Genomic DNA, 22,411 nt, shown 5'->3' on the forward strand with positions numbered 1-22,411 from the left:
CATTCAGACCGCGGTAAAGAGTTTGATAATCGGTTATTAGCGGATTGTTTTAAGACATTTAATATCACGCATTCATTAAGCAAGAAAGGGTGTCCATATGACAATGCGGTAGCGGAAGCGACATTTAAAACAATTAAAACGGAATTTGTAAAAGGCCAACGTTTCAACTCAACGGCTGAGTTACAACGCGCTTTTTCGGCTTATGCTTATTGGTATAATCATAAACGATTACATTCTTCGTTAGGCTACTTGCCTCCCGTTGAATTTAAAAAACACTTACCCCTTAATTTTTTTGTTTGAAAATGTGTTGCCATTCCATCATTTGGCAGTTAACATATTTTATGAATTTTAACTTAAGACTAGTGATAAGTTGACAGGTTAAGTTTTGATAAAGCTTTTGACATAAAAAACCAGCTTTAAGCTGGTGTTCTTTGTGACTTGGTGCCAGTGGTCGGACTCGAACCGACACGCTTTTAAGGGCGGCGGATTTTGAATCCGCTGCGTCTACCAATTTCGCCACACTGGCATTAAACGTGTAAATAATTAAACGTTAGCATTATACTAAGCTTTACAATATCTGCAACAGGTATTATCGTAAAGCGTTTTGGTTGCCTAAAAAATCAACTACCACCTGCGTTTCCAAGCAGGTAATTTTTTAAGGATTATATAAGCAGTTTGTTTAGCTACTGCATTATCAACATTGTGATTTTGAGCATATTGTAATGTAACTTCATGCCATTTTTCATCAAATGTTTTCATTGTGCCATCTTTATGAGCACAATGTTTACAATAGTTTTTAGACATATCGAGCAATGGATAATCAGCAATAGCAGTCATTGGCATGCCACATGCAATACACATTTTCATATTTTAAATTCCAATAATATTAAAAAAGGTGACTAAATAATTGCCATCTTTATATGTATAAAAATCCTACTCTGAGTTAAACAAGATTACAATATATATTAAAAATAGATAAATAGATTTAGAAATTAAGATCGAATTGAGGTGTTACTGGATTTAAGTCTTGTTGTTGTCGTTGCTGTTTTGATAATAGATAACGGCGTTTTAATGCCCGTTGTTTACATAAACGCAAAACTTTTTGCTTTTGGCTATCACTCAAGGTTAACCAACTAAATCTTTCTTCTCTTGAGCGATAACAAGCAATACAATAGCCTTGTTTATCAGTTACACAAACTCGTTTACACGGGCTTGGAATATCAAAAAATTCAATCTGATCCAATTTATTCCTCGTTTCCTAAGCAAAACGACATATTGACTAATGTTCTTTTAATCCTAACCCTTTGCTTAATACTTTAAAACAGTCATCACAATCATGTGTAGCTGCATGAAGTAATGTTTGAGTCGGTGCGTGGATTAATTTATTGGTTAAGCGATGTGAAAACTCAGCAAAAACATCGTCAATGTTAGCGCCCTGCCTGATGGCATTTAAGGCTTTTATTTGTAACTCACGTTTGATACTTTCTGCATTACTACGATACTGCTTAACATAAGCAACTGCATGTCTAGTCTTAAGCCAATCAATGAAAAGTTCAGCTTGTTCTTGAATAAGATATTGCGCTTCTTTAGCGGCAATAGCTCTTTGTTCTAAATTACTTTCAACCGTTTTTTGTAAGTCATCAATAGTATAAAGATGCACATTATTGAGTTGACTAACCTCTTCCTCGACATCGCGAGGAACAGCTAAATCAATAAACAGCATTTTACGATGATTTCTAGCTCGTAAAGTGCGCTCAACCATGCCTTTACCTATAATAGGTAAAGGACTCGCTGTTGAGCTGATCACAATATCAACATCTTTAAGTCGATTAGCGATATCAGGTAATGAAATGATTTCTGCATCAATATCAACCGCAAGTTTTAATGCCTTTTCACGGGTTCGATTGGCAATAATAACTTGATTAAATCCATGCGGTTTTAAGTAACGTGAAATAAGCTCTATTGTTTCACCCGCGCCAACAAGCATAATATTTAAATTAGAGGTATCACTAAAAAGATGGCGAGCAACTAAACAAGCAGCATAAGCGACAGATGCTGTATTAGTGCCAATATTGGTTTCACTACGGACAATTTTCGCTACATGAAATACTTTTTGAAATAGTTTTTTTAATTGAACAGATAAGCAATTTTGTTCTTGAGCAAAACTATATGCTTGCTTAACTTGCCCTAGAATTTGTGGCTCACCAATGATCATAGAATCTAAACCACTTGCTACCGACATCAAATGTTCAACAGCTTGTTGACCGTCATACCAATAAAATGAATCTCGGTATAGATCAACATCAAGATGATGAAATTGTCCTAACCAACTTTCTACAGATTGTTTTAATCTTAGATAGTCAGTTTGATGCTCATAACTAAGATAAATTTCTGTTCTATTGCAGGTAGACAAAATAACACACCCATCAACTAAAGGATGTTGGTATAAGCTGTATAGTGCTTTATCGACAATCTCATTAGGAAAAGCAAGCCTTTCCCTTAAAGCAACTGGCGCTGTTTTATGATTAACACCAAAAATTGTAATAGACATTGCATCACTTCTTTTTTGAAGGTTATTAGATATATTATTTTATTAACAGTTCTTAAACTTCCATATTATACATAAAAAACAGTAAAGGTTCTTTTTCTTATTCAGTAAATTATCAGTTATAATACTGCACTTATTGACACAAACACTAACAACTAAGAGTTATTTTATGTCTAAAATCAAATATATATTTGTTTTCATATTACCTTTACTTATCACCGCTTGCCAAATAACAAAATCTCAAAACAACACTTCGATTGAACAGCAGTGGCAAATCCGCCAACAAAATCTAAAACAAATAAACACATTCCAAGTTAAAGGTAGTATAGCTTACATAAGTGATAAATCTCGTAATTATGGACGATTTTTAATAGCTCAACAATCAACTGATAACTACCAAGTTAAATTAACCTCCCCCATTGGTAGCAATATTTTAACATTAAACGCCGAACCTAATTATGCCCAACTGGTTGATAAAGACGGTAGAAATTACCAAGATACCAATGTTGAAAATCTTATGAAAAAGATATCCAATGTAAATATTCCACTTAATTCTTTGCATAATTGGTTAAAAGGATTTTCAGACAACATCAATACTGACAAGTTAGATAGTTCAGGAAGATTACTTTCAACTGTCTTTATACAAAATAACAATAAATGGACATTAAAAATTCCAAGTTACTCTACTTATACTTATCAAAACAAAAAGATAGATTTACCTGCAACTATAGAGCTTACGCATGAGGACGAAGTTGTTCGCTTAAAAATTAGTGACTGGATTTTACGATAAAGGATAATAGTATGAAACAGTGGTTATCACCTGCTAAATTAAATTTATTCCTTTATATCACTGGACGCCGTTCTGACAATTATCATAATTTGCAAACGTTATTTCAATTTATTGATTATTGCGACATCCTAATCTTTAATGTTCGTCAAGATAATAAAATTAACTTATTAACCGATTTTACAAATGTACCCGTTAATAAAAACTTAATTGTTGTTGCTGCTGAACAATTGAAATCCTATACCAACCGTAATGATTTAGGTGTAGATATTACAATTGATAAAAAAATTCCTATGGGTGGTGGATTAGGAGGAGCCTCATCTAATGCTGCAACAGTATTAGTAGCACTTAATCAGCTATGGCAACTTAATTTATCAACCGAAATACTAATGGATATAGGACGAAAAATTGGTGCCGATGTCCCTATTTTTATTTATGGTCATGCGGCTTTTGCCGAAGGAATTGGCGATCAATTTCACCCTGTAGATATTCCTGAATATTGGTATTTAGTCACTTGCCCTAATATTGAAATATCAACAGTCGAAATATTTAATGCTCCTGAGCTAACTCGCAATACGCCAGCTCAAAGCATTACTGATTTACTTTCATTGAAGTTTAACGAATTAAAAAATGATTGTGAGGAAGTAGTTAGGAAACGTTATCCGACAATAGATAATATAATTACTTACCTTTCCCAATACGGTACAACTCGATTAACTGGCACAGGTGCATGTGTTTTTACACAGTGTGAATCAAAACAGCAAGCATTAGCTATTCAAAACAAACTTAACGCATTATCTATAAATAGTTTTGTAGCTAAATCGTTAAACAATTCGCCTTTATACTAAATTTAAACAAAAGGTTAACCAAAAAGTATCACTTATTGGTTAACCTTTTTTATCCGTCAACTAGTTTGATATTTATTACAACTACGTTTTATCTGTAATTTGGTAAAAAACGCCTATTAATGCCTATATCCCACTCCATGAATCGTTTTGATCAAAATAGGGGTTAATGGATCAATTTCGATTTGTTTGCGTAATTTCGAAATATGTTGATCGAGTGTTCGGCTGTTTGGCATATAATCATAGCCCCAAGCATAATCAAACAACATATCACGGGTAACCACGTTATTTTTATTTTTATAAAGACATTCTAGTATTTTGATTTCTCGTAACGAAAGCTCAATAGTTTGTTCCCTACGTTTAGCACATAACTCAATTGGATAAACCTGCAAATCACCAAAAACAAAAGAATCATCAACTTTTGGATTGGATTGTTGTGATTTTAAATAACGTTTAGCTATAGCTTTAATTCTTGCTCTTAGCTCATATACGCCAAATGGTTTACTCATATAATCATCAGCACCTAGTTCAAGCCCTATTACGCGGTCAATTTCTTCATCTTTTGCAGACAAAAATAAAATTGGTACATCATCATTGGTTTTACGGATTTCACGACAGACGCTGTAACCATCAAGTTCCGGCATCATAATATCTAAAATAATAAAATCAGGGGGATTTTGCTTAAATAATTCTAGTGCAGCTTTACCATTAGATGCTTGAATAATTGAATAGCCTTCTTGTTCTAAAAGATCGGTCATACCTTTACGGATATATAAATCATCTTCAGCAATTAAAATCTTCATTTTTACTCCATAATAATTAACGAAAAGGCTACGCCAGGGTTTTCATTTACAACCTGAATGGTGCCATTCAATTGCTGTGCTAATTGGTTAGCTATGGTAAGTCCAATACCTGTACCAGCAACACCTTCTGTTATTGATGAATTGATACGATAAAATGGTTTAAAGATCTGCCTGATTAAATGACTCGGTATGCCGATACCATAATCTCGAACTGTAATGATTGTTTGTTTGTCATTTTTATTGAGTAACAAATCAACTTTTTTACCTCTTGCAGCATATTTTTCGGCATTACTTAAAAAATTATTAACAATTTGTAACACACTATCTTCATCGGTATTAATCATGCAATTTTTATCACAATTAATAATTAAATTAAGTTGCAAAGATTTCTTTGCTAACACAGGTTTAAAAGTAGTATAAACTCGTTCAACTAGGTGTGTTAAATTGACTAGTTTAATATTCAGCTTGGCTGGCTTATTAAAATTAAGCACATTTTGTACTAATCTTATCAATCGCTTGCTTTCACTTGTTATTACCTCTAAATAATCTGAAATTGGCACGGGCTCATCTATCAGTTTTTCTTGTAATAGTTCAGCATAAAGTGTGATATTGGTTAAAGGTGTTTTAAACTCGTGTGAAACCTGACCAACAAAGCTAACTTGTTGTTTTGCTAATCGTAATGTTCGAGTATATTCACGATAGCAATACAAAACAATAAAACTAATAGCAATGATAAATAAACCAATAACCCCGCCACCAAGTAAATACAATACTAATAATTTAGGAGATTGATAATAATAAATTAATTTCCAACTCTGTAATGGATAATCTAGCGTAATAGTGATACTATCGGCCAATTGTTCACCATTAACATAAATCTGTTTATCGTGATCTAATAACATAAAATTATCGGCTAACATTTGATCGTCAAATAAACAAATCACATTTAACGAAAAATTAATGGTTGAAAGCTCAAAACCAATTATCGTGTCTGATTCAATTACCCAATAAATAAGATGATCATAGGATTGATACCAACCAAATTTAGGTTGAAATTGCTCAGATTGAGAATGATGATTAACTAAAATTGAACTATCGTATTCAATTGATTCAACAATATTGCTCCATTGCAGATCGGTTTTATTGCTAAAATAAACAATTTTATTATGTTTGATCTTAAAGATATTTTTAATATCGGTTTGTGATGCTAAAAAAACATCAATATCAGTTTGATCGCTATGTAAAAACTGAGCCAAACTATTAAAATAAACAGCTCGTTGATTTAACAGCGATTCAATTGATGATTTTATATTCTTCATTTGACTTTGTGCTAATAGCTTCTGATTAGTTTGGCGCATTAAGACCTCATGCTCAATAGTTCGCCAACCTAAATAGCTAAAAGCAACTATTAATATAAAAAAAGACAAAACCGCTGTTAATTTTTTCATAAGTTATTTTTTTATCACACTTTTCATATTTTGCTTAGATTCATACTGTTTTTCAGTCACTTTTTTACGATAAGTGTTCTCATCATCGGTAAGAATTGCATCAGCCATTATATTATTTTTATCCATTTGTTCTTTTAATCTACTACTTACTTCTGGCTCGCGTTCGCTTAACATATCTGCTCGATCTCTAAGCTTTTTACTATTTTCTTGCAATAACTGTCTTGCTTCTTCTAATTTACCTTCATTATAAAGTTTTAAAGCTTTTTCATTTTCAAGTGCAACTTTTTGTATTTCTGATTCGGCAACGACTTCATGAACAATGGCTTTATTAACTACATCTTGATTATCAGTATAAGCAATTTTAACGACTTGGGTTTCATTTTCGGTTTTATTTTCTAATAAATTATTATATTGCAAATCAATTTGGGCAAGTGTTTTATTTTGCCCAACTTTACCTTTTTCTGGGATAACTTCTAGTAATAGGTATTTTTCTTGATTTGAATACAATTGATTCATTTTAACTATAACTTGATTATCTTTAATCACACCATCACGACCAAGTAAACGCACAGGCTTAACACCGTCTTTCAAATGAATAGTAATAATTACATCTTGCGCAACAGCAGACATAACATCTTTAAATTCACGCACAAATACATTTTCAAGCTTTGCTGTATCATCAATAAATACATGATTACCATCACTATAACTTGCAATCGAGGACATTAACTGCTCATTATAATCACTACCAATACCTAACGTAGTAATAGCAATATTCTTTTTAGCCGCAATAATGGCTAACTCTGAAAGTTCGCCAACCGAAGATGGTCCAATGTTAGCTTGCCCATCAGATAACAAAATAATTCGATTAACTTTATCTTTAGTTAGTTGCTTTTCAACTTGATTAATACCTTTACTTAAACCAGCAAATAATGCTGTACCGCCACCAGCAACAATGTGTTTATTAATCAATCTTATAATTTTTTGTTTATTAGTAACTTTAGAAGATGGCACAATAACTTTAGCATCAGAATCATAAGCAACAATTGATAACATATCTTCATTATTAAGCATATTAACCGCAAGAATAGCCGCTTCTCTTGCTTTTTTAATACGGTCACCAGACATAGAACCAGAACGATCAATGACTAAAGCTAAATTAATCGGTACACGCTTAGATGAGTCAAACTCAATTCCAGTTAACGACACTTTTAAATAATTCTTTTCTTCTGAGTTTTCTAAGATAATAGGCGATGCCAATTCTGAACGAACCTGTATTTGATTATTTGTTTTAGCATTCCCCAAAAAGCTCAAGGCAGAAATTCCAATAAAAATAAGTGATTTAATAAATTTCATGTTATTTCCTTTTTTATATGAAGTTTATCCAATTATCTGCTTTTTACAAAATAAACTGTCTGAATATTGTATTTATTTGTAAAAAAATGTAAAAAACCAAGTCAAGGATTTTAATTTATGCCGATATTGCTTTTTGTTTATTGCCATGCCAAATGGCGAAAGTATATAATAAAAAATTGTCCATTCTTATAGAAATGATATAGAGAACATTTAATATGACTCAATTACAAGAAAAACTTGCACTTATTAAAAATAGTATTATCACCATACCCGATTACCCTAAAAAAGGGATTCTATTTCGTGATATTACTAGCCTGCTTGAAGATCCTGTTGCATTTCGTACTTCGGTTGAGCTATTAATCGATCACTATAAAGATAAAAAAATAGATAAAGTGGTTGGCACCGAAGCGCGTGGGTTTATCTTTGCAGCTCCAATTGCATTAGCATTAAATATTGGTTTTGTACCAGTAAGAAAGCCCAATAAGTTACCGCGTCACGTATTTAAAGAAAAATATCAACTAGAATATGGCACTGACACGCTTGAAATTCACTCAGATGCTATCAAAGCGGGGGAACGCGTATTAATCATCGATGACTTATTGGCAACTGGCGGTACAGTTGCGGCAACAGCAAAATTGATTCAAAAAGCAGGCGGCATTGCCCAAGATGCAGCTTTTGTAATTAATTTACCCGCTTTAGAAGGTAAAACTAAACTCACTAATATGGGCATTAATTGTTTTACATTAGTGGATTTTGATGGTGAATAACCTATCTATTTAAAACATATCTTTTTAAGGGTAATTTATATTACCCTATTTATATAACCTTTATCACTTCTATACCGCTGTACAACTATCAATGGGTAACCTACTTACAACATCCCAACAATTCAGAACAGCTATAATTCAAAGCACTACACCACAAAACAAAATTGAATAAAAAATCAAATTTAAGCTTGATTTAGTTTGTTTAGTGAATTATTATTCAAAAATAAAGCATAATTATAAAACAAGGGTGGATTGAAAATGAAAAAATTTAGTCATATTATTGCAAGAACACCAGCTAAATCACTAATTAATGGTTTAACATCATCCAATTTAGGCAAACCAAATTATCAAAAAGCCTTAGATCAGCACAATAATTACATTCGAGCATTACAACAGTGCGATGTCGATATCACCATCTTACCTGCCGATGAACGCTTCCCCGATTCAGTATTTGTTGAAGATACCGTTCTTTGTACACCTCATTGTGCCATTATAACAAGACCAGGAGCTGAAAGCCGTAGGGAAGAAACTGAAATCATTGTCGATACCATTGAAAGATTTTATCCAAATAAAGTAGAAAGGATTACCACACCAGGTACCGTTGAAGCGGGCGATATAATGATGGTTGAAAACCACTACTACATAGGTTTATCAGCACGAACCAACCAAGCTGGTGCCAAGCAAATGATTGCTATTTTAGAAAAGTATGGACTAACGGGATCTATCGTAACACTAGAAAAAGTTCTTCACCTAAAAACAGGACTTGCTTATTTAGAAAATAACAACTTATTAGCCGCAGGCGAATTTATAACTAAACCCGAATTTGGGCACCTTAATATTATTGAAATTCCTGAACAAGAAAGCTATGCGGCCAATTGTATTTGGGTAAATGATAGAGTAATTATGCCAGCGGGTTATCCAATAACAAAAGCAAAAATTGAAAAGCTAGGTTACCAAGTGATTGAAGTGGATACCTCTGAATATCAAAAAATTGATGGTGGCGTAAGTTGCATGTCATTGCGATTTTAAAATAACTCAATGAAAACTAACTGATATTTAACTAAAAAATAAGTGAATCGATGAATACACCAATACGAAAAAAGCTAGGCATCCTGCCACTCACACTGTTAGTGGTTGGCAGTATTGTAGGCAGCGGTATTTTCAGCCTACCACAAAACATGGCCGAAAGTTCGGGCTCTGGCGCTATTTTAATTGCATGGATAATAACCCTATTTGGCATGTTAATGCTAACACGGATATTTCAGTATTTATCGATTCGATTTTACAAAATCAATGATGGATTATATGGATATGTGCGTGAAGGCTTTGGCGATTATATCGGCTTTAATGCGGCGTGGGGTTACTGGATATCGGCATGGATGTCGTGCACCAGCTACCTAGTGATTTTATTTAGTGCATTAGGATCTTTTGATTGCTTGAGCTTCTTTGGTCATGGTACCACATTACCTGCCGTTATTACAGCTATCATATTTTTATGGATAGTGCACTATTTTGTATTAAAAGGAATATATCGTGCCTTTTTATTAAATTGTTTAGTAACATTCGCGAAAATAGTGCCTATTGGTTTATTTATTGTTTGTGTTAGCCTTGCCTTTAAAATATCGACATTTAAGATAGGCTTTTGGGGAACACCACAACTAGGCTCAATTATCGATCAAGTAAAAAACACCATGCTCTATACCGTCTGGGTCTATTTAGGGATTGAAAGCGCAACTGTGTATGCTGCTAGAGCCAAAAACATCATCAGCATTAGCCGAGCCACCTTTTTTGGCTTTGCTATTACCAGCTTATTGCTTGTTTGCGTATCTGTGTTATCGCTTGGTATTGTGTCACAACAAGAACTTGCTCAAATGAAAAACCCTTCCATGGCACTTGTTATTGAACATGTAGTAGGCAGCTGGGGAGCAACATTAATTAATATTGGTTTAATTGTGTCAGTCAGTGGTGGATTACTATCATGGTTAATGCTAGCGGCCGAAATGCTATTTTTAGCTGGCCAAGGCACACAACACACAGTACCAAGTTGTTTTGGAAAACTCAACAAAGCAGGCACACCATCCAACGCATTATGGTTAACAACATGTTTAATAACTGTATTAATTATCCTTGCCCACTACTATCAATCTGGTTACAACACCTTAATCCAATTATCAACCTCAATGGTGCTTATTCCCTATTTACTGGCGGCTCTCTTTGTTTTTAAATTAGCCGTTCAACAAGGTAAAGCCTACTTAATTATGATTGGCGCTTTAGGATCGCTTTATGGCATATGGTTGATTTATGCCGGTGGCACAGTTTATTTATTACTGTCGATGATACTTTATAGTATGGGACTCTGTTTTTACCTTTATGCCAGAAAGGAACGATCTTTGCCAGCATTTAATTACTTGCATGACAAAGTGTACGCTATTGCAATCATCCTATTAGCTATCATCGCTATTTTACACTTCTACATAACACCAAATTAATTAGTTAGGCGTTATTTTCGAAATAGATAAAAGTCAGCTAATAACTTTCTGAAGTCTTGAGAATAACGCCCATCACCATCTCTCATACACAATTGCTGCTCATCAATTTTATTAGGCTGGATAAATGAAAAAGCCAATAATGATAACGAAAAGTCTTTATCTGCACTATATCTAACATTCATCAGTTGGAGTAAATATAACTGATTAGATTCACATAATAACCTAAACTGATTGGATAAATGATAAGGTAAAACTAAACAAAATTGCCCTTTCGGTTTTAGTAAGCGCTTAACTGTATCAATAAGCTGTTGAAAGTTCAAGCATTCGGTATAACGTGCCAACTGTCTTTGGGAATTGCGACAATCAACGGCAGATTCAAAATAAGGTGGATTAGTCACAATCAAATCATAGCCCACCGCATAACTTGGCTGAAATTGATTAATATCGGCATTAATCGCATTAATCGAAGTAAACCCAGCTTGTTGGCTATTTTGCTGACATTGTGCTACCGCCTGCATATCAATATCGATGGCATCAATTTGGCGGTTATCATGTTCTAACCGCTGAGCTAACATTAACGCAATTACGCCACAACCACAGCCAATATCGAGTATTTTTTGCGGAGCCGAATCAATCGGTACCCACGCCCCTAACAAACAACTATCAGTTGTAACTTTCATTGGACTTTTATCATGTGCCACAAAAAAACGCTTAAAAGTAAAGCCACCTTTTTTTAACGGTAATGAATTATTCTGCATAAATAAACTTCTTAAACAAAGGCTTGTTAGATGCTATCGCATCAGCCCAGCGAGTTGGTTCTGGCAAACGATAGCCCCGCAAGCATAAATTAACCCAATTTAAAGCACTATCTTGACTTACTCGGTGACCTGTTGAAATAAATAAAGGATTGCAATTATTTTTACTACATAAAACCCAACCAATCTGTTCTTGCTTGTCTTGTAAAGGTGTTACATTACCTGCTTGCTTAGGTAATATTTCGTATTGACCGCAAAGCCTTTTTTTAGCAACACCAATTGTTGGCATATCTAACAACAAACCTAAATGGCTTGCAATACCTAAACGCCGAGGATGAGCAACACCTTGGCCATCAACGAACAACAAATCTGGCTTCTGTGTTACCTGTTGCCAAGCGGCAAGTAGCGCAGGGTATTCCCGAAAAGACAAATAACCAGGAATATAAGGAAACCCTGTCTCAACCCGAGCAATATGATACTCAACAACCTCGAAAGTTGGATAGCGCAAAATGACGATTGCTGCTCGAGTAATCTTGCCATTATCTTCAAAACCAACATCAGTACCACCAACGTAATTTATTGACGCATTAAAGTCATCATCGCATTTAACCTGCTTGGCTAACGCCTGCTGTGTTTGCATTAATTGTTCTAAATTGATAGACATTTTTATTCTGTTCAGTATCATTATTCCAATAGATTGATTTTATCAGAATTAGCATGCCATATACATTAGCAAATCCTACCGAGTTAACAGAAGAAATCAAAAAAAGTCGTTTTATTGTCAATGCAGCGCCAGTCACATCAGCTGAACAAGCCACCGACTTTATTAATCAAATAAGCGATCCCAACGCCACCCACAACTGCTGGGCATGGAAGATTGGACAACAATACCGATTTAATGACGATGGTGAGCCCACTAGTACAGCAGGTCGCCCTATTCTTTCAGCCATTGAAGGACAAGATTGTGACCAAGTGGTTGTAGTAGTAACTCGTTACTTTGGTGGCATAAAATTGGGTACTGGAGGATTAATTCGAGCCTATGGCGGTTCGGCTAGCCACTGCTTACAACAAGCTGAGCTAATTGAACTCATTGCCCGCATGACGCTACAATTTCACTGCTATTATAACGAATGGCCAATTATCGAAAATCGTCTAAAGGAACTTGATTCCATTATTGAAAATCAAGAGTTTGATGCTGAAGGTGTAAATGTAAACGTCGCTATCACAAAGGACAAATTGCAACTTCTACAAAAAAACATTAGCGACATTACCCGAGGGCGAGTGATTATTGAGCTATAAATTAACAGTTAGTTCAAAAAAAACACTAAAATGGTGGAAAAATTACCTCTTTATCCCGACTGATTCTAGCCAAAATATTAGACAGTGCCATCTCTAATTTTATCGTTTTGGTAATATTGTTATATTTTTGTTCATATTGCTGCGGCGATATCTAGCCGTTGACTGAATTAGAGCGTATACGATTATAATAGGTTTGTCTCCTATGAGTTTTATTTATATCATAGAGGCAACTTTTGTCCCACTTTTTAGCGAGGAGCACCATAATAGAAAGAATGATTCCGACAGCAATAGCTTCTATTTCATATGAGAAAAATTTATTATTTAAAAAATCACATTTTTCAGGTTGAACTCCAATGATAATCGAGGTATGGAGGATATTTTAATTGCTTGTGTTGATGATTTAAAACGTTTTCTGGATGCGATTAATTCGGTTTATCCAGAGACCAAAATTCAACTCTCTATTATCCATATGGTGCGTAACAACCTGAAGTTCGTCAGTTGGAACAATTATAAAGCGCTAACAAGGGACTTAAAACCCATTTATCAAGCATCGACACAAGAACTAGCATTACAGACACTGACTCATTTTCAAAAAGTGTGAGATAATAGATCCCCGTATATTGGTAAAGCTTGGCGACGGCACAGGGAAAACCTCAGTACCTTTTTTGTTTATTCGCAAGATATCCGTAAGGCGATTTACATAACTAACGCGATAGATTCATTTAATAACGTCATTCGCTACGCCATTAAAAAATGTAAAGTCTTTCCAACAGATGATGCGGTGAAAAAAGTGAGCTATTTAGCAATACAACAAGCATCTGAAAAATAGACAATGCCGATCCAAAATTGGAAAAGCGCGATGAGTCGATTTATGATAGAATTTTGGTGAACAGGTTCACCGTCACCTTTAACGGGTAAATAAATAAAATTTAGGATAGGATCTAACAAGGCGAAACTAATTTTAATAATTGGTAAAATGGTGTTAATTTACTCAATCTCATCTTCAACTTTTTGGGTACGCTTTATTTTGCAGGTAACTCAACAGCAATTTAAAATATTTATTCACTATATGGCTTAATAAGTACTGAATAAGCCTGTTGATAACATTTTTAATGCAATGATTATTATTTGTTTTTTTGATAAGGTTAAATATTAAATTACCATGAAATCCATTTTATTTTGACTAAAAAAGCAAGTTTTTTTGGCTTTTATGAACTCCTTCGTTGGGTAGGTAAGGTAAGCTAATATATTTATCGAAATAGCACACTGGAATAAATATTCAATTGATTAGTAAACCAGATAGTAAAACATCTATCTACAAAAAGGCGATAGTCATAAACCACAACAAATGAACTATCGCAATAGGCCAAGAATTTATTTTTATAAAATACAAATTATTAAATGTTTATTAATAACTAATAAACATGGTGATATAACATTTCAATATCTTTTTCATTAACATCGCGTGGATTTCCTCCAGTACAAACGTCGGCAAATGCAGCCTTAGCAAGTTCGGGAATATCCTGTTCTTTAACACCAATATCACGCAATTTGGCTGGAATGCCGACATCTTTATTTAGTTGTTTAATTGCATCAACAACATGTTTGCGAACATCTTGTATTGGCTGATTTAAAATATCATCCAATCCCATTGCTTTGGCAATATCATGGTACTTGTTACCCGTTGAATCAGCATTAAATTCCATGATATAAGGCAATAATACTGCATTAGCTACACCGTGTGGAATATTATAAAAAGCGCCCAAAGGATGGGCCATGCCATGAACAAGCCCAAGGCCTACATTTGAAAACCCCATACCGGCTATATATTGCCCAAGAGCCATATCTTCTACTCCTTTAGGATCTCCTTTAACCGATTTGCGTAAAGCGCGACTAATAATTTCTATTGCTTTTAGGTGCATCATATCAGATAGTTCCCATGCACCTTTAGTAATAAAACCTTCAATAGCATGAGTTAATGCATCAATACCAGTTGATGCTTTTAAGCTAGCTGGCATTGAAGCCATCATTTCACTGTCAACAATAGCAACAACAGGAATATCATGCGGATCGACACACACAAACTTACGTTTGTTTTCTTCATCAGTAATGACATAGTTAATGGTAACTTCAGCAGCTGTTCCTGCTGTAGTTGGAATGGCAATAATTGGCACTGCAGCCTTTGAGGTATTAATTACCCCTTCTAAACTACGCACATCAGCATGCTGTGGATTATTGATTATAATACCAATTGCTTTTGCCGTATCTTGTGGCGAACCACCACCGATGGCAATTAAATAATCAGCCTCTGACTTTCGAAATATATCTACACCCTTTTTAACAGTACCAATAGTTGGATTTGGAATCACTTCGTCAAAAATATCATAGCTAAACCCAAATTTATCCAATAAATCGGTGACTTTTGTGGCTACTTTAAATTTAATAAGATCTTTATCGGTAACGATGAGTGCTTTTTTGAAATGGCGTTTTTTTACTTCATCAATCAAATGGCAAATTGAACCAGCACCAAAGTACGAAGTCTCATTTAATATCATGCGATAAGTCATATTATTACTCCTTAATTCTAATATTTTTTGCGATACACTTACTAAATAAAGAGGTAATGATTGGAACAACAATTGAAGTAATTACCACCGAGGCCGCAACAAGTGTGGTTGCGGCAGGTGCCGCTTCGGCAAAAATTGGAGCTACTTCAGCTACTAAAAAAGGCGTTGCAACAGCAGCTCCAGCAGTACCTGATGCAGCAATACCAGCAACACCTCGACCACCACCAACAAATATGTCAGCCAAAATGAGCGGTATTCCTGATACAACCATAACAAAAATAGCCACAAATAAACCTAATAATCCAGTTTTAAAAATCACAGTTAAATCAATTGTATTACCTAAAGCAAAAGCAAAAAAAGGAATAAGTGTTTTTGTGCCAACACTAAATAAGCTCCTTAGTTCTTCATCTAAATTACCTAAAATGAAACCTGTAATAAATGGAATTAAGACACCGACCAAATGCTCTGGTTGAAATGACGCCAAGCCAGCAGAACCTAAAATAATCATAGTCATTAAAGGTCCTGACTCCATTGAAATTAATACTGATGCCCCCGCCTCTTCTTTTGTTCCATACTCCTGCATTAAAGAGGCATACAACCCAGCATTAGTCATATCAAGCGACGCCACGATCGCTAAAACTGATAAACCAGCAAAAAATCCCGTTTTAACTAAGCCTCCATCAGGTAGTATTTGTGTAAAAATAAAAGCACATGCCCATGCTACCGCTAATTTAGTCGCAACTAATGTGCCTGATTTTTTTAGTACTGTGCCGGTGTCGCTCACTTTAATCGATGCGCCCATGCAAAATAACCAAACAGCCAAGATAGGCACCACACCAGTTATAATACCGTTAGTAAAAGAACCGAAGTATTTAGCTGTTCCAGGTAAAAAAGTATGTAAAAGCGCACCTAAAAAAAGAGGTACCAACATCATACCACCGGGTACTTTATCAATAAATTTTTTAATTTTCATAAATAAGCCCTTTTATTAGCAGTTAAAAAGTTCTTTTATTTTCTTAATTTGCTCACCATTTAAAGAAGCACCAAAATTTCGTGAAACCGGTTCTAAATAATGTTGTTTTTGTTCAACCGCAACTTTAATGGTTGTTACAAAATCATCACCAATGTTATAAATATTCGACAATCGACCAATTTCTTTATGCAATTGAATTAATTCATTAAAATCATTATTTCTAAAGGCTGCCATTACATTCGCAAAAAGTTCAGGAACAACATTGTTGAGACCCGATAAAACTCCTGCCCCCCCATTCATCAAATTCGGCACAAAATACTCATCAAAACCAGAAAAAACAGCAAAGTCTTTACGAATTTTTTGTGAAGCTAAAACAATTGATCGTGTATGAGATGCGCAATCAACCGTATCTTTAATGCCAATAAATTTTGGAAAGTCAGTCATTAATCGAGTAACTAGTTGTGAATCAACATCGCACCCAGTTCTAGCAGGAAAATTATATATAAACCAGTTACCTACAAATTTTGAATCTAAATATTTATAATATTCATATAATTGATTCGGTGTTTGTGCAAAATAGAAATGTGGTAATGCCATTACGGCGCCATAGCCAGCATCAAATGCTGCATCAGCAAGCTTTACCATATCGTCAACAACGGTGGTTGATACGTTAACAATTAAAGGTAAATCAGTAAATTGATGAGCTTGCTTAATGATTTCTAACCGCTCTTGTATGGTCATGGTGACAAACTCACCAATAGTGCCCATAACCAAAATTCCATTAATTTTTGAATCAGTTAACATTTTGTAGTGCTGTTCCATTGCACCAAAATCGATTTTATTTTGACGGTTAAACGGGGTAATTGCAGGACAGATAGCACCAAAGTATGGATTTGAATTACTCATAATAACTCCTAATTAAATTAACAACATTATATTGAAATTAATTTCAATATAATGTTGTTAATAAATCAGCTCAACTTAATTAAGGCGTAAATAACTCACTATTTATTTAAAATGTGACTGTGATCGAAAATTAGGCAGAATCACCAGAAAGAAATCGCTATTGTTGAAAATAAAAAAATATTTATACTTACATCAACTTCAATACATGAGTGTAATTTGTGACAACAGGAATAACAACGCAAGCTCCCGCCATAGATAAAGCAACTAGAATATTTCACTTTATTGCAAAACACGATGGCGCTACTTATACACAAATTTATCAAGGATTATCGTTACCACAAAGTTCAACTTCGGCATTACTTGCCAGTTTGGTTACTAATGGCTTATTACGGCAAAACGATGGTAAATATTTTTTAGGCCTTGTTTTTTATGAATTTGGTAATAAAGCAATCGAACAATTTAATATTAAAGATTTAGCAGCTGAGCCACTTTCTTTTTTACGCGATAAAACACAACTTGCGTGTCATTTAGGTGTGTTAGACGGCAATTCAGCCATTTATTTAGCTAAAGTAGAAAGCCCAAGTGCTATTCAAGTAAAAAGCTGGTTAGGCCGTAAGCTATCTTTACATAGCTCAGCATTGGGTAAAGCGCTTTTAGCATGGGAAACAGAGCAACGAGTTGATGAGTTGTTCCCAAATGAAAACCTAGTCATAAAAACGCAAAACACCATTACTACAAAAACTGCATACAAAAAAGAGTTAAAAAAAATACGTGAACAAGGTTGGGCATTTGATAATTCAGAAGACTTTGACGAAGTAACCTGCTTAGCGGCTCCTGTCTATGATAAAAATGGCAAAGTTATTGCCGCAATTAGTACATCAGGAGTTCGATTCCAAATGCCAAACGAAAGAATAAACGAATTTGTTCAATATTTGCTAGCTGCAACCAAGATGCTATCCGACAAAATAAAAAGCTAGTAGGTATATTTATAACAACCAGTTCGCTACCAAACTATTTGTTGTTCAAATTGTTGTTCAAAATGCCCATAACTTAATCTAATTGTCCCTAAGTTATCGCCAAAGTCAGTTCCTTGCGATACTGTCACACCTTTTGATAGCAGTTGATTAAGTAAAGCTAATTCTTGTGCTACCGTTTTTACAGGTAAATGCGCATATAAATGAAAGCCACCTAGTGGAGGTTGATAAGTAATCTCACCACCGAAATAGCAATCCAACCAATGCATTAACTGCTCTGCTTTGATTTGTAACGTTTGCCGTAGCTGTTGTTGATGGACAGTGTGATGATGTTGTAGATATTCTTGAGCTAATAATTGTGGCAATATACTTAACCCCGAATCAATGTGTTGCCGAATATTGGACAGATTTTTGATAATATTATGCGGTGCCACCATCCACCCAATACGAATATTTCCCCCTATATATTTTGATAGCGATCCTAAATAGATAACTTGATTATGCTGATCCCATTTTTTTATGGGCAATACTGGCAAATTTGGTTTAAACGCTAAACTGCTATAGGCGTCATCCTCAACAATACCTATACATTGCGAACGACAAAATGCAACAATTGCCTGTTTTCGTTTATTACTCATAACAAAGCCCATTGGGTTTTGAAATATAGGATTCAAAAATAACCACTTTATTTGATGTTGTTGTACGCAATTTGATAGGCTTTCAAGAGTAATACCTTCATTATCACATTCAATACCATATAAACGTAATCCAGCAGCCTGAAACAAAGGTAAGGAGTAAAAATAGGAAGGAGATTCAATGCCAACTGCATCACCTGGCTTAAGTAAACCCTGTGTAATAAGAAATAACGACTGTTGAGTGCCCGATGTAATTAAAATTTCGTTAATATCAACTTGCATAGAAAACTGCGTTTGCATATAAGTTGCAATTTGAGCTTTAAGCGATGGCAAACCTAATTGTAATGCATCGCTGTTTTTTTCATGCATAATCAATTCATTTAACGAAATATTGGGTAGTTGGAGTCTGGGAATTAAATTAGTTGGCAAATCACCATTAGCCAGATCGCAAATATGCACTTGTTGTGTACGCACTTGAGCCACTTTTTGTTGATAAAATGATTTTTTATCTCGATAAAAATGGGCAGGTAAACGCCAATTGATCGATGAATATGTTTGCACACCCCATTTTTTATTATTGACATAAGTACCACTGCCTCGACGTCGAATTAGTATGCTTCGTTCAGTCAACAGCTCCAATGCATGTACTACAGTTGAGCGGTTAATCTGTAACATTTTGGCTAGCTCCCTTTCTGAAGGTAACCTTTCGCCTGCAATCAAAATTCCTTGCTCAATATAATGTTCAATTAAGTGAGTCAGTTGTTGAAAAAGCGATCCTTCAAATTGGGTTAGTTTTTGTTTTTGCCACATATTTTATTTTTAAACACTTGTTTTTTTAGGAAATACATTAAAAATCAAATAAAATCAATAGCCTACCTGAACGATTTTTATAGTAACACCAACAAACCTAAAATTGGATGGTTTTATTATAGTCCAATTGGCTGTTTCGTCTAACTGTTTCTTTTTGAATAATACTTTTCAAACAAGGTCAATTTTCAACTAGGAGTAAAAAATGAATCAAATTACAGGAACACAGACAGTTAAACGTGGTATGGCACAAATGCAAAAAGGTGGCGTAATTATGGATGTTGTTAATGCTGAACAAGCTAAAATTGCCGAACAAGCTGGTGCAGTTGCAGTAATGGCTTTAGAGCGAGTACCATCAGATATTCGAGCTGCTGGCGGTGTCGCTCGAATGGCAGATCCTACTATTGTTGAACAAGTCATGAATGTTGTTAGCATACCTGTCATGGCTAAAGCACGTATTGGACACATTGTTGAAGCACGTATTTTAGAATCAATGGGGGTTGATTATATTGACGAAAGCGAAGTACTAACCCCAGCCGATGAACAGTACCATCTTCTAAAAGAAGAATTTACCGTGCCTTTTGTTTGTGGTTGTCGTGATTTGGGTGAAGCACTACGTCGAATTGGTGAAGGAGCATCAATGTTACGTACCAAAGGCGAACCAGGAACAGGGAATATTGTTGAAGCTGTTCGCCATATGCGTAAAGTAAATGAGCAAATCCGTTTGGTAACAGGAAAATCAAAAGATGAGCTAATGACTTTTGCTAAAGAAATTGGCGCACCTTATGAGCTTGTATTACAAGTAAAACAACTAGGTAAGTTGCCTGTTGTGAATTTTGCCGCTGGTGGCGTTGCGACCCCTGCCGATGCGGCACTTATGATGCAACTGGGTGCCGATGGTGTTTTTGTTGGATCGGGCATTTTTAAATCTCAAAATCCAGAAAAGTTTGCCAAAGCCATTGTGCAAGCTACTACTTATTTTGATGATTATCCACGATTATCCGAATTATCAAAAGGATTAGGCGAAGCAATGAAAGGCATTGAAATCAGCACACTTGCTCAATCAGAAAGAATGCAAGATCGAGGTTGGTAATGGCAAAATCATCCAAACTAAGCAATGTTAAATACATTGGTGTGCTCAACTTACAAGGAGCTGTTAGTGAGCATATTTTGATGCTAAATAGTATTGATAACGTACAAGCAACACTAGTTCAGAAACCTGAACAATTAGCTAATTTAGATGGTTTAATCATTCCTGGCGGAGAGTCGACCACAATTAGTCGATTAATTAAACAAAATGGGCTTTTAACGCCCATTCAACAATTTGCCAAACAAGGAAAAGGAATCTTAGGTACTTGTGCTGGACTAGTGCTTTGTGGCAAAACGACAACTCATAACGAGGTCGAATTATTAGATTTGATGGATATTTGCGTTGAACGCAATGGTTTTGGTCGGCAAATTAACAGCTTTGAGACAATATTAGATATACCAACTATTGGTGAGCAAATTCCAGCAGTATTTATTCGTGCTCCTTATATTGCTAAAGCTGGTGAACAAGTCAATCAGCTAGCTTTTATTGATAATCATTGTGTAATGGCGCAGCAAGATAACATTTTGACTTGCTCATTTCATCCTGAACTAACCGTCGATAATCGAATTATGCGTTACTTTGTTGATAGATGTTAATAAATTGTAGAAAAACGCCGGGTTGTTTACACTTCATGGTTAAAATAATCCCCTAAAAACTCATAAGGCATTTTTCCAAAAATCGCTTTATGCGGTTTAACGGTATTATAAAAATTAATAAACGTTTAAGCTTTTGTTTTCTATCTTTTGAATTGTAAACATTTACCTTTACTTAAAAATGAAACAAAACAGCAAACTAGAGAATATTTATTTGTCGGCATAAAACAGTTGTTTTGTTTTTTACTTAAACACGGTGCTTTCCTGAAACTTTTTGACAAAAATAAGGCTGTCTTTGTTTAGATAAACTACGTGATAACCATCGTATCAATCAAACATTTACCAAACCTACCTACCCACAAACGAATGGGAAAGCTGAAAAGAGTGATACGAACTTTGAATTTTGATGTGGCATAATTCGCAAATATTTTGGTATCGACATGCAACATTTGACCCAGATAGATTTTGTTATAGCGTTTAGCTTGCCGTATTAATTTATCCTCAATGGATTTTTCGACTTTAACCAGACTTTTAACTCCATAACTGATGGTTTTATAACGTTCATTTTTACTGGTTAAAGGCACAAAAAGCTTCAATCGGGCTTTTTTTAGCTCATTATAAATTTCCTAGCAACTGACCATAAAGCATTTAGCAAAATCAGGGACCGTTATTTTTTTTTATGATATAAGTGCCATATCTCTTGTCTGCGATAAGGCGTTAGTTTTGCTTTTTTATGTATATTCATTACAGTAATTTCTCAAATTACTGT

23 protein-coding genes, 1 tRNA gene and 1 pseudogene are annotated in these 22,411 nt (G+C 34.7%); 11 read left to right on the forward strand and 14 right to left on the reverse strand.

Annotation, left to right across the window (positions count from 1 at the left end; translation table 11 throughout):
* Positions 1–300, forward strand: a 300-nt coding sequence (locus GA0061080_RS02925; protein WP_141683080.1) for an integrase core domain-containing protein, incomplete at its 5' end; no start/stop codon positions are given.
* A gap of 139 nt (positions 301–439) precedes the next feature.
* Here the strand turns inward: GA0061080_RS02925 and GA0061080_RS02930 are convergent.
* The 4 genes from GA0061080_RS02930 to hemA all read right to left on the reverse strand — a co-directional run bounded on the left by GA0061080_RS02930 (position 440) and on the right by hemA (position 2,551).
* Positions 440–526 (reverse strand) — tRNA-Leu (locus GA0061080_RS02930).
* Positions 527–624: 98 nt separating this feature from the next.
* Entirely contained in the window at positions 625–867 is a 243-nt protein-coding gene (locus GA0061080_RS02935; protein WP_065575322.1) for a zinc ribbon domain-containing protein, read from the reverse strand.
* A 118-nt stretch (positions 868–985) separates the two neighbouring features.
* Complete coding sequence (locus GA0061080_RS02940) at positions 986–1,243, reverse strand: DUF1289 domain-containing protein (RefSeq protein WP_065625977.1); 258 nt, start codon at positions 1,241–1,243, stop codon at positions 986–988.
* A 36-nt stretch (positions 1,244–1,279) separates the two neighbouring features.
* Positions 1,280–2,551, reverse strand: coding sequence for a glutamyl-tRNA reductase (hemA, locus tag GA0061080_RS02945; protein ID WP_091120764.1), 1,272 nt, complete (start codon positions 2,549–2,551; stop codon positions 1,280–1,282).
* Positions 2,552–2,717: 166 nt separating this feature from the next.
* Between hemA and lolB the strand changes: the two genes are divergently transcribed.
* Together lolB and ispE are read left to right on the forward strand one after the other, a co-directional pair.
* Positions 2,718–3,338: a lipoprotein insertase outer membrane protein LolB gene (gene lolB / locus GA0061080_RS02950; protein ID WP_091120768.1), complete on the forward strand. Its 621-nt coding sequence runs from the start codon at positions 2,718–2,720 to the stop codon at positions 3,336–3,338.
* Between the two features lie 11 nt (positions 3,339–3,349).
* Positions 3,350–4,183: a 4-(cytidine 5'-diphospho)-2-C-methyl-D-erythritol kinase gene (gene ispE / locus GA0061080_RS02955; RefSeq protein WP_091120773.1), complete on the forward strand. Its 834-nt coding sequence runs from the start codon at positions 3,350–3,352 to the stop codon at positions 4,181–4,183.
* Positions 4,184–4,299: 116 nt separating this feature from the next.
* Here ispE and GA0061080_RS02960 read toward each other — a convergent pair whose 3' ends face one another.
* From GA0061080_RS02960 to GA0061080_RS02970, 3 genes are read right to left on the reverse strand one after another with little or no spacing between them, the layout of a single operon-like run.
* The gene (locus tag GA0061080_RS02960; RefSeq protein ID WP_091120777.1) at positions 4,300–4,983 is read right to left on the reverse strand and encodes a response regulator transcription factor; all 684 of its coding nucleotides are present in this window, start codon (positions 4,981–4,983) and stop codon (positions 4,300–4,302) included.
* A 2-nt stretch (positions 4,984–4,985) separates the two neighbouring features.
* Positions 4,986–6,431 (reverse strand): sensor histidine kinase, encoded by a 1,446-nt coding sequence (locus GA0061080_RS02965; RefSeq protein ID WP_091120780.1) that lies wholly within the window; start codon positions 6,429–6,431, stop codon positions 4,986–4,988.
* Between the two features lie 3 nt (positions 6,432–6,434).
* On the reverse strand, positions 6,435–7,787 hold the full coding sequence (locus GA0061080_RS02970) for a vWA domain-containing protein (protein ID WP_091120784.1): 1,353 nt from the start codon (positions 7,785–7,787) through the stop codon (positions 6,435–6,437).
* Positions 7,788–8,002: 215 nt separating this feature from the next.
* Here GA0061080_RS02970 and apt point away from each other — a divergent pair, with 215 nt between their 5' ends.
* The 3 genes from apt (at position 8,003) to GA0061080_RS02985 (ending at position 11,043) form a co-directional block, all read left to right on the forward strand.
* Positions 8,003–8,554 carry an adenine phosphoribosyltransferase gene (gene apt, locus GA0061080_RS02975; protein WP_091120787.1) on the forward strand — a complete coding sequence of 184 codons (552 nt, stop codon included), beginning with the start codon at positions 8,003–8,005 and terminating at the stop codon, positions 8,552–8,554.
* 258 nt (positions 8,555–8,812) lie between these two features.
* Complete coding sequence (gene ddaH, locus GA0061080_RS02980) at positions 8,813–9,583, forward strand: dimethylargininase (RefSeq protein WP_091120791.1); 771 nt, start codon at positions 8,813–8,815, stop codon at positions 9,581–9,583.
* 50 nt (positions 9,584–9,633) lie between these two features.
* Positions 9,634–11,043: a basic amino acid/polyamine antiporter gene (locus tag GA0061080_RS02985; protein WP_091120795.1), complete on the forward strand. Its 1,410-nt coding sequence runs from the start codon at positions 9,634–9,636 to the stop codon at positions 11,041–11,043.
* An 11-nt stretch (positions 11,044–11,054) separates the two neighbouring features.
* Here the strand turns inward: GA0061080_RS02985 and GA0061080_RS02990 are convergent, their stop codons facing one another.
* Together GA0061080_RS02990 and nfi are read right to left on the reverse strand one after the other, a co-directional pair.
* Positions 11,055–11,801, reverse strand: a complete 747-nt coding sequence (locus GA0061080_RS02990) for a tRNA1(Val) (adenine(37)-N6)-methyltransferase (RefSeq protein WP_091120799.1) — start codon at positions 11,799–11,801, stop codon at positions 11,055–11,057.
* Positions 11,791–12,456 (reverse strand): deoxyribonuclease V, encoded by a 666-nt coding sequence (nfi, locus tag GA0061080_RS02995; protein WP_369332949.1) that lies wholly within the window; start codon positions 12,454–12,456, stop codon positions 11,791–11,793. Before nfi ends, GA0061080_RS02990 begins: the two co-directional genes overlap by 11 nt.
* Positions 12,457–12,515: 59 nt before the next feature.
* Between nfi and GA0061080_RS03000 the strand changes: the two genes are divergently transcribed.
* Both GA0061080_RS03000 and GA0061080_RS12895 read left to right on the forward strand, forming a co-directional pair.
* On the forward strand, positions 12,516–13,097 hold the full coding sequence (locus GA0061080_RS03000; RefSeq protein ID WP_091120806.1) for an IMPACT family protein: 582 nt from the start codon (positions 12,516–12,518) through the stop codon (positions 13,095–13,097).
* A 358-nt stretch (positions 13,098–13,455) separates the two neighbouring features.
* Positions 13,456–14,008, forward strand: a pseudogene (locus tag GA0061080_RS12895) (transposase); the annotation flags it as partial.
* Between the two features lie 504 nt (positions 14,009–14,512).
* Here the strand turns inward: GA0061080_RS12895 and fucO are convergent.
* Genes fucO through GA0061080_RS03025 form a run of 3 tightly spaced genes read right to left on the reverse strand, consistent with a single transcriptional unit; the run spans position 14,513 to position 17,543 of the window.
* On the reverse strand, positions 14,513–15,664 hold the full coding sequence (fucO, locus tag GA0061080_RS03015; RefSeq protein ID WP_091120813.1) for a lactaldehyde reductase: 1,152 nt from the start codon (positions 15,662–15,664) through the stop codon (positions 14,513–14,515).
* Positions 15,665–15,668: 4 nt separating this feature from the next.
* Positions 15,669–16,637, reverse strand: coding sequence for a 2-keto-3-deoxygluconate transporter (gene kdgT, locus GA0061080_RS03020; RefSeq protein ID WP_091120815.1), 969 nt, complete (start codon positions 16,635–16,637; stop codon positions 15,669–15,671).
* A 15-nt stretch (positions 16,638–16,652) separates the two neighbouring features.
* A complete protein-coding gene (locus GA0061080_RS03025; protein ID WP_091120819.1) occupies positions 16,653–17,543 on the reverse strand; it encodes a dihydrodipicolinate synthase family protein in 891 nt (296 codons plus the stop codon).
* Between the two features lie 218 nt (positions 17,544–17,761).
* Between GA0061080_RS03025 and GA0061080_RS03030 the strand changes: the two genes are divergently transcribed.
* Complete coding sequence (locus GA0061080_RS03030; RefSeq protein ID WP_209435713.1) at positions 17,762–18,520, forward strand: IclR family transcriptional regulator; 759 nt, start codon at positions 17,762–17,764, stop codon at positions 18,518–18,520.
* A 26-nt stretch (positions 18,521–18,546) separates the two neighbouring features.
* Here GA0061080_RS03030 and GA0061080_RS03035 read toward each other — a convergent pair whose 3' ends face one another.
* Entirely contained in the window at positions 18,547–19,962 is a 1,416-nt protein-coding gene (locus GA0061080_RS03035) for an aminotransferase-like domain-containing protein (RefSeq protein ID WP_091120824.1), read from the reverse strand.
* Positions 19,963–20,164: 202 nt separating this feature from the next.
* Here GA0061080_RS03035 and pdxS point away from each other — a divergent pair, with 202 nt between their 5' ends.
* Complete coding sequence (pdxS, locus tag GA0061080_RS03040) at positions 20,165–21,052, forward strand: pyridoxal 5'-phosphate synthase lyase subunit PdxS (RefSeq protein WP_091120828.1); 888 nt, start codon at positions 20,165–20,167, stop codon at positions 21,050–21,052.
* The gene (gene pdxT, locus GA0061080_RS03045; protein ID WP_091120832.1) at positions 21,052–21,645 is read left to right on the forward strand and encodes a pyridoxal 5'-phosphate synthase glutaminase subunit PdxT; all 594 of its coding nucleotides are present in this window, start codon (positions 21,052–21,054) and stop codon (positions 21,643–21,645) included. Before pdxS ends, pdxT begins: the two co-directional genes overlap by 1 nt.
* A gap of 305 nt (positions 21,646–21,950) precedes the next feature.
* Here pdxT and GA0061080_RS03050 read toward each other — a convergent pair whose 3' ends face one another.
* A complete protein-coding gene (locus GA0061080_RS03050) occupies positions 21,951–22,226 on the reverse strand; it encodes a hypothetical protein (RefSeq protein WP_141683082.1) in 276 nt (91 codons plus the stop codon).
* Between the last annotated feature and the right edge of the window lie 185 nt (positions 22,227–22,411).

It is taken from the genome of Gilliamella intestini, from assembly GCF_900094935.1.
In the GTDB taxonomy this organism is placed as follows: domain Bacteria; phylum Pseudomonadota; class Gammaproteobacteria; order Enterobacterales; family Orbaceae; genus Gilliamella; species Gilliamella intestini.

Excerpts from the sequence above, each read along its gene's own strand:
- GA0061080_RS02935 (WP_065575322.1), bottom strand. The coding sequence starts at position 867 with ATGAAAATGTGTATTGCATGTGGCATGCCAATGACTGCTATTGCTGAT.
- hemA (WP_091120764.1), bottom strand. The coding sequence starts at position 2,551 with ATGTCTATTACAATTTTTGGTGTTAATCATAAAACAGCGCCAGTTGCT.
- lolB (WP_091120768.1), top strand. The coding sequence starts at position 2,718 with ATGTCTAAAATCAAATATATATTTGTTTTCATATTACCTTTACTTATC.
- ispE (WP_091120773.1), top strand. The coding sequence starts at position 3,350 with ATGAAACAGTGGTTATCACCTGCTAAATTAAATTTATTCCTTTATATC.
- GA0061080_RS02960 (WP_091120777.1), bottom strand. The coding sequence starts at position 4,983 with ATGAAGATTTTAATTGCTGAAGATGATTTATATATCCGTAAAGGTATG.
- GA0061080_RS02965 (WP_091120780.1), bottom strand. The coding sequence starts at position 6,431 with ATGAAAAAATTAACAGCGGTTTTGTCTTTTTTTATATTAATAGTTGCT.
- GA0061080_RS02970 (WP_091120784.1), bottom strand. The coding sequence starts at position 7,787 with ATGAAATTTATTAAATCACTTATTTTTATTGGAATTTCTGCCTTGAGC.
- apt (WP_091120787.1), top strand. The coding sequence starts at position 8,003 with ATGACTCAATTACAAGAAAAACTTGCACTTATTAAAAATAGTATTATC.
- ddaH (WP_091120791.1), top strand. The coding sequence starts at position 8,813 with ATGAAAAAATTTAGTCATATTATTGCAAGAACACCAGCTAAATCACTA.
- GA0061080_RS02985 (WP_091120795.1), top strand. The coding sequence starts at position 9,634 with ATGAATACACCAATACGAAAAAAGCTAGGCATCCTGCCACTCACACTG.
- GA0061080_RS02990 (WP_091120799.1), bottom strand. The coding sequence starts at position 11,801 with ATGCAGAATAATTCATTACCGTTAAAAAAAGGTGGCTTTACTTTTAAG.
- GA0061080_RS03000 (WP_091120806.1), top strand. The coding sequence starts at position 12,516 with ATGCCATATACATTAGCAAATCCTACCGAGTTAACAGAAGAAATCAAA.
- fucO (WP_091120813.1), bottom strand. The coding sequence starts at position 15,664 with ATGACTTATCGCATGATATTAAATGAGACTTCGTACTTTGGTGCTGGT.
- kdgT (WP_091120815.1), bottom strand. The coding sequence starts at position 16,637 with ATGAAAATTAAAAAATTTATTGATAAAGTACCCGGTGGTATGATGTTG.
- GA0061080_RS03025 (WP_091120819.1), bottom strand. The coding sequence starts at position 17,543 with ATGAGTAATTCAAATCCATACTTTGGTGCTATCTGTCCTGCAATTACC.
- GA0061080_RS03035 (WP_091120824.1), bottom strand. The coding sequence starts at position 19,962 with ATGTGGCAAAAACAAAAACTAACCCAATTTGAAGGATCGCTTTTTCAA.
- pdxS (WP_091120828.1), top strand. The coding sequence starts at position 20,165 with ATGAATCAAATTACAGGAACACAGACAGTTAAACGTGGTATGGCACAA.
- pdxT (WP_091120832.1), top strand. The coding sequence starts at position 21,052 with ATGGCAAAATCATCCAAACTAAGCAATGTTAAATACATTGGTGTGCTC.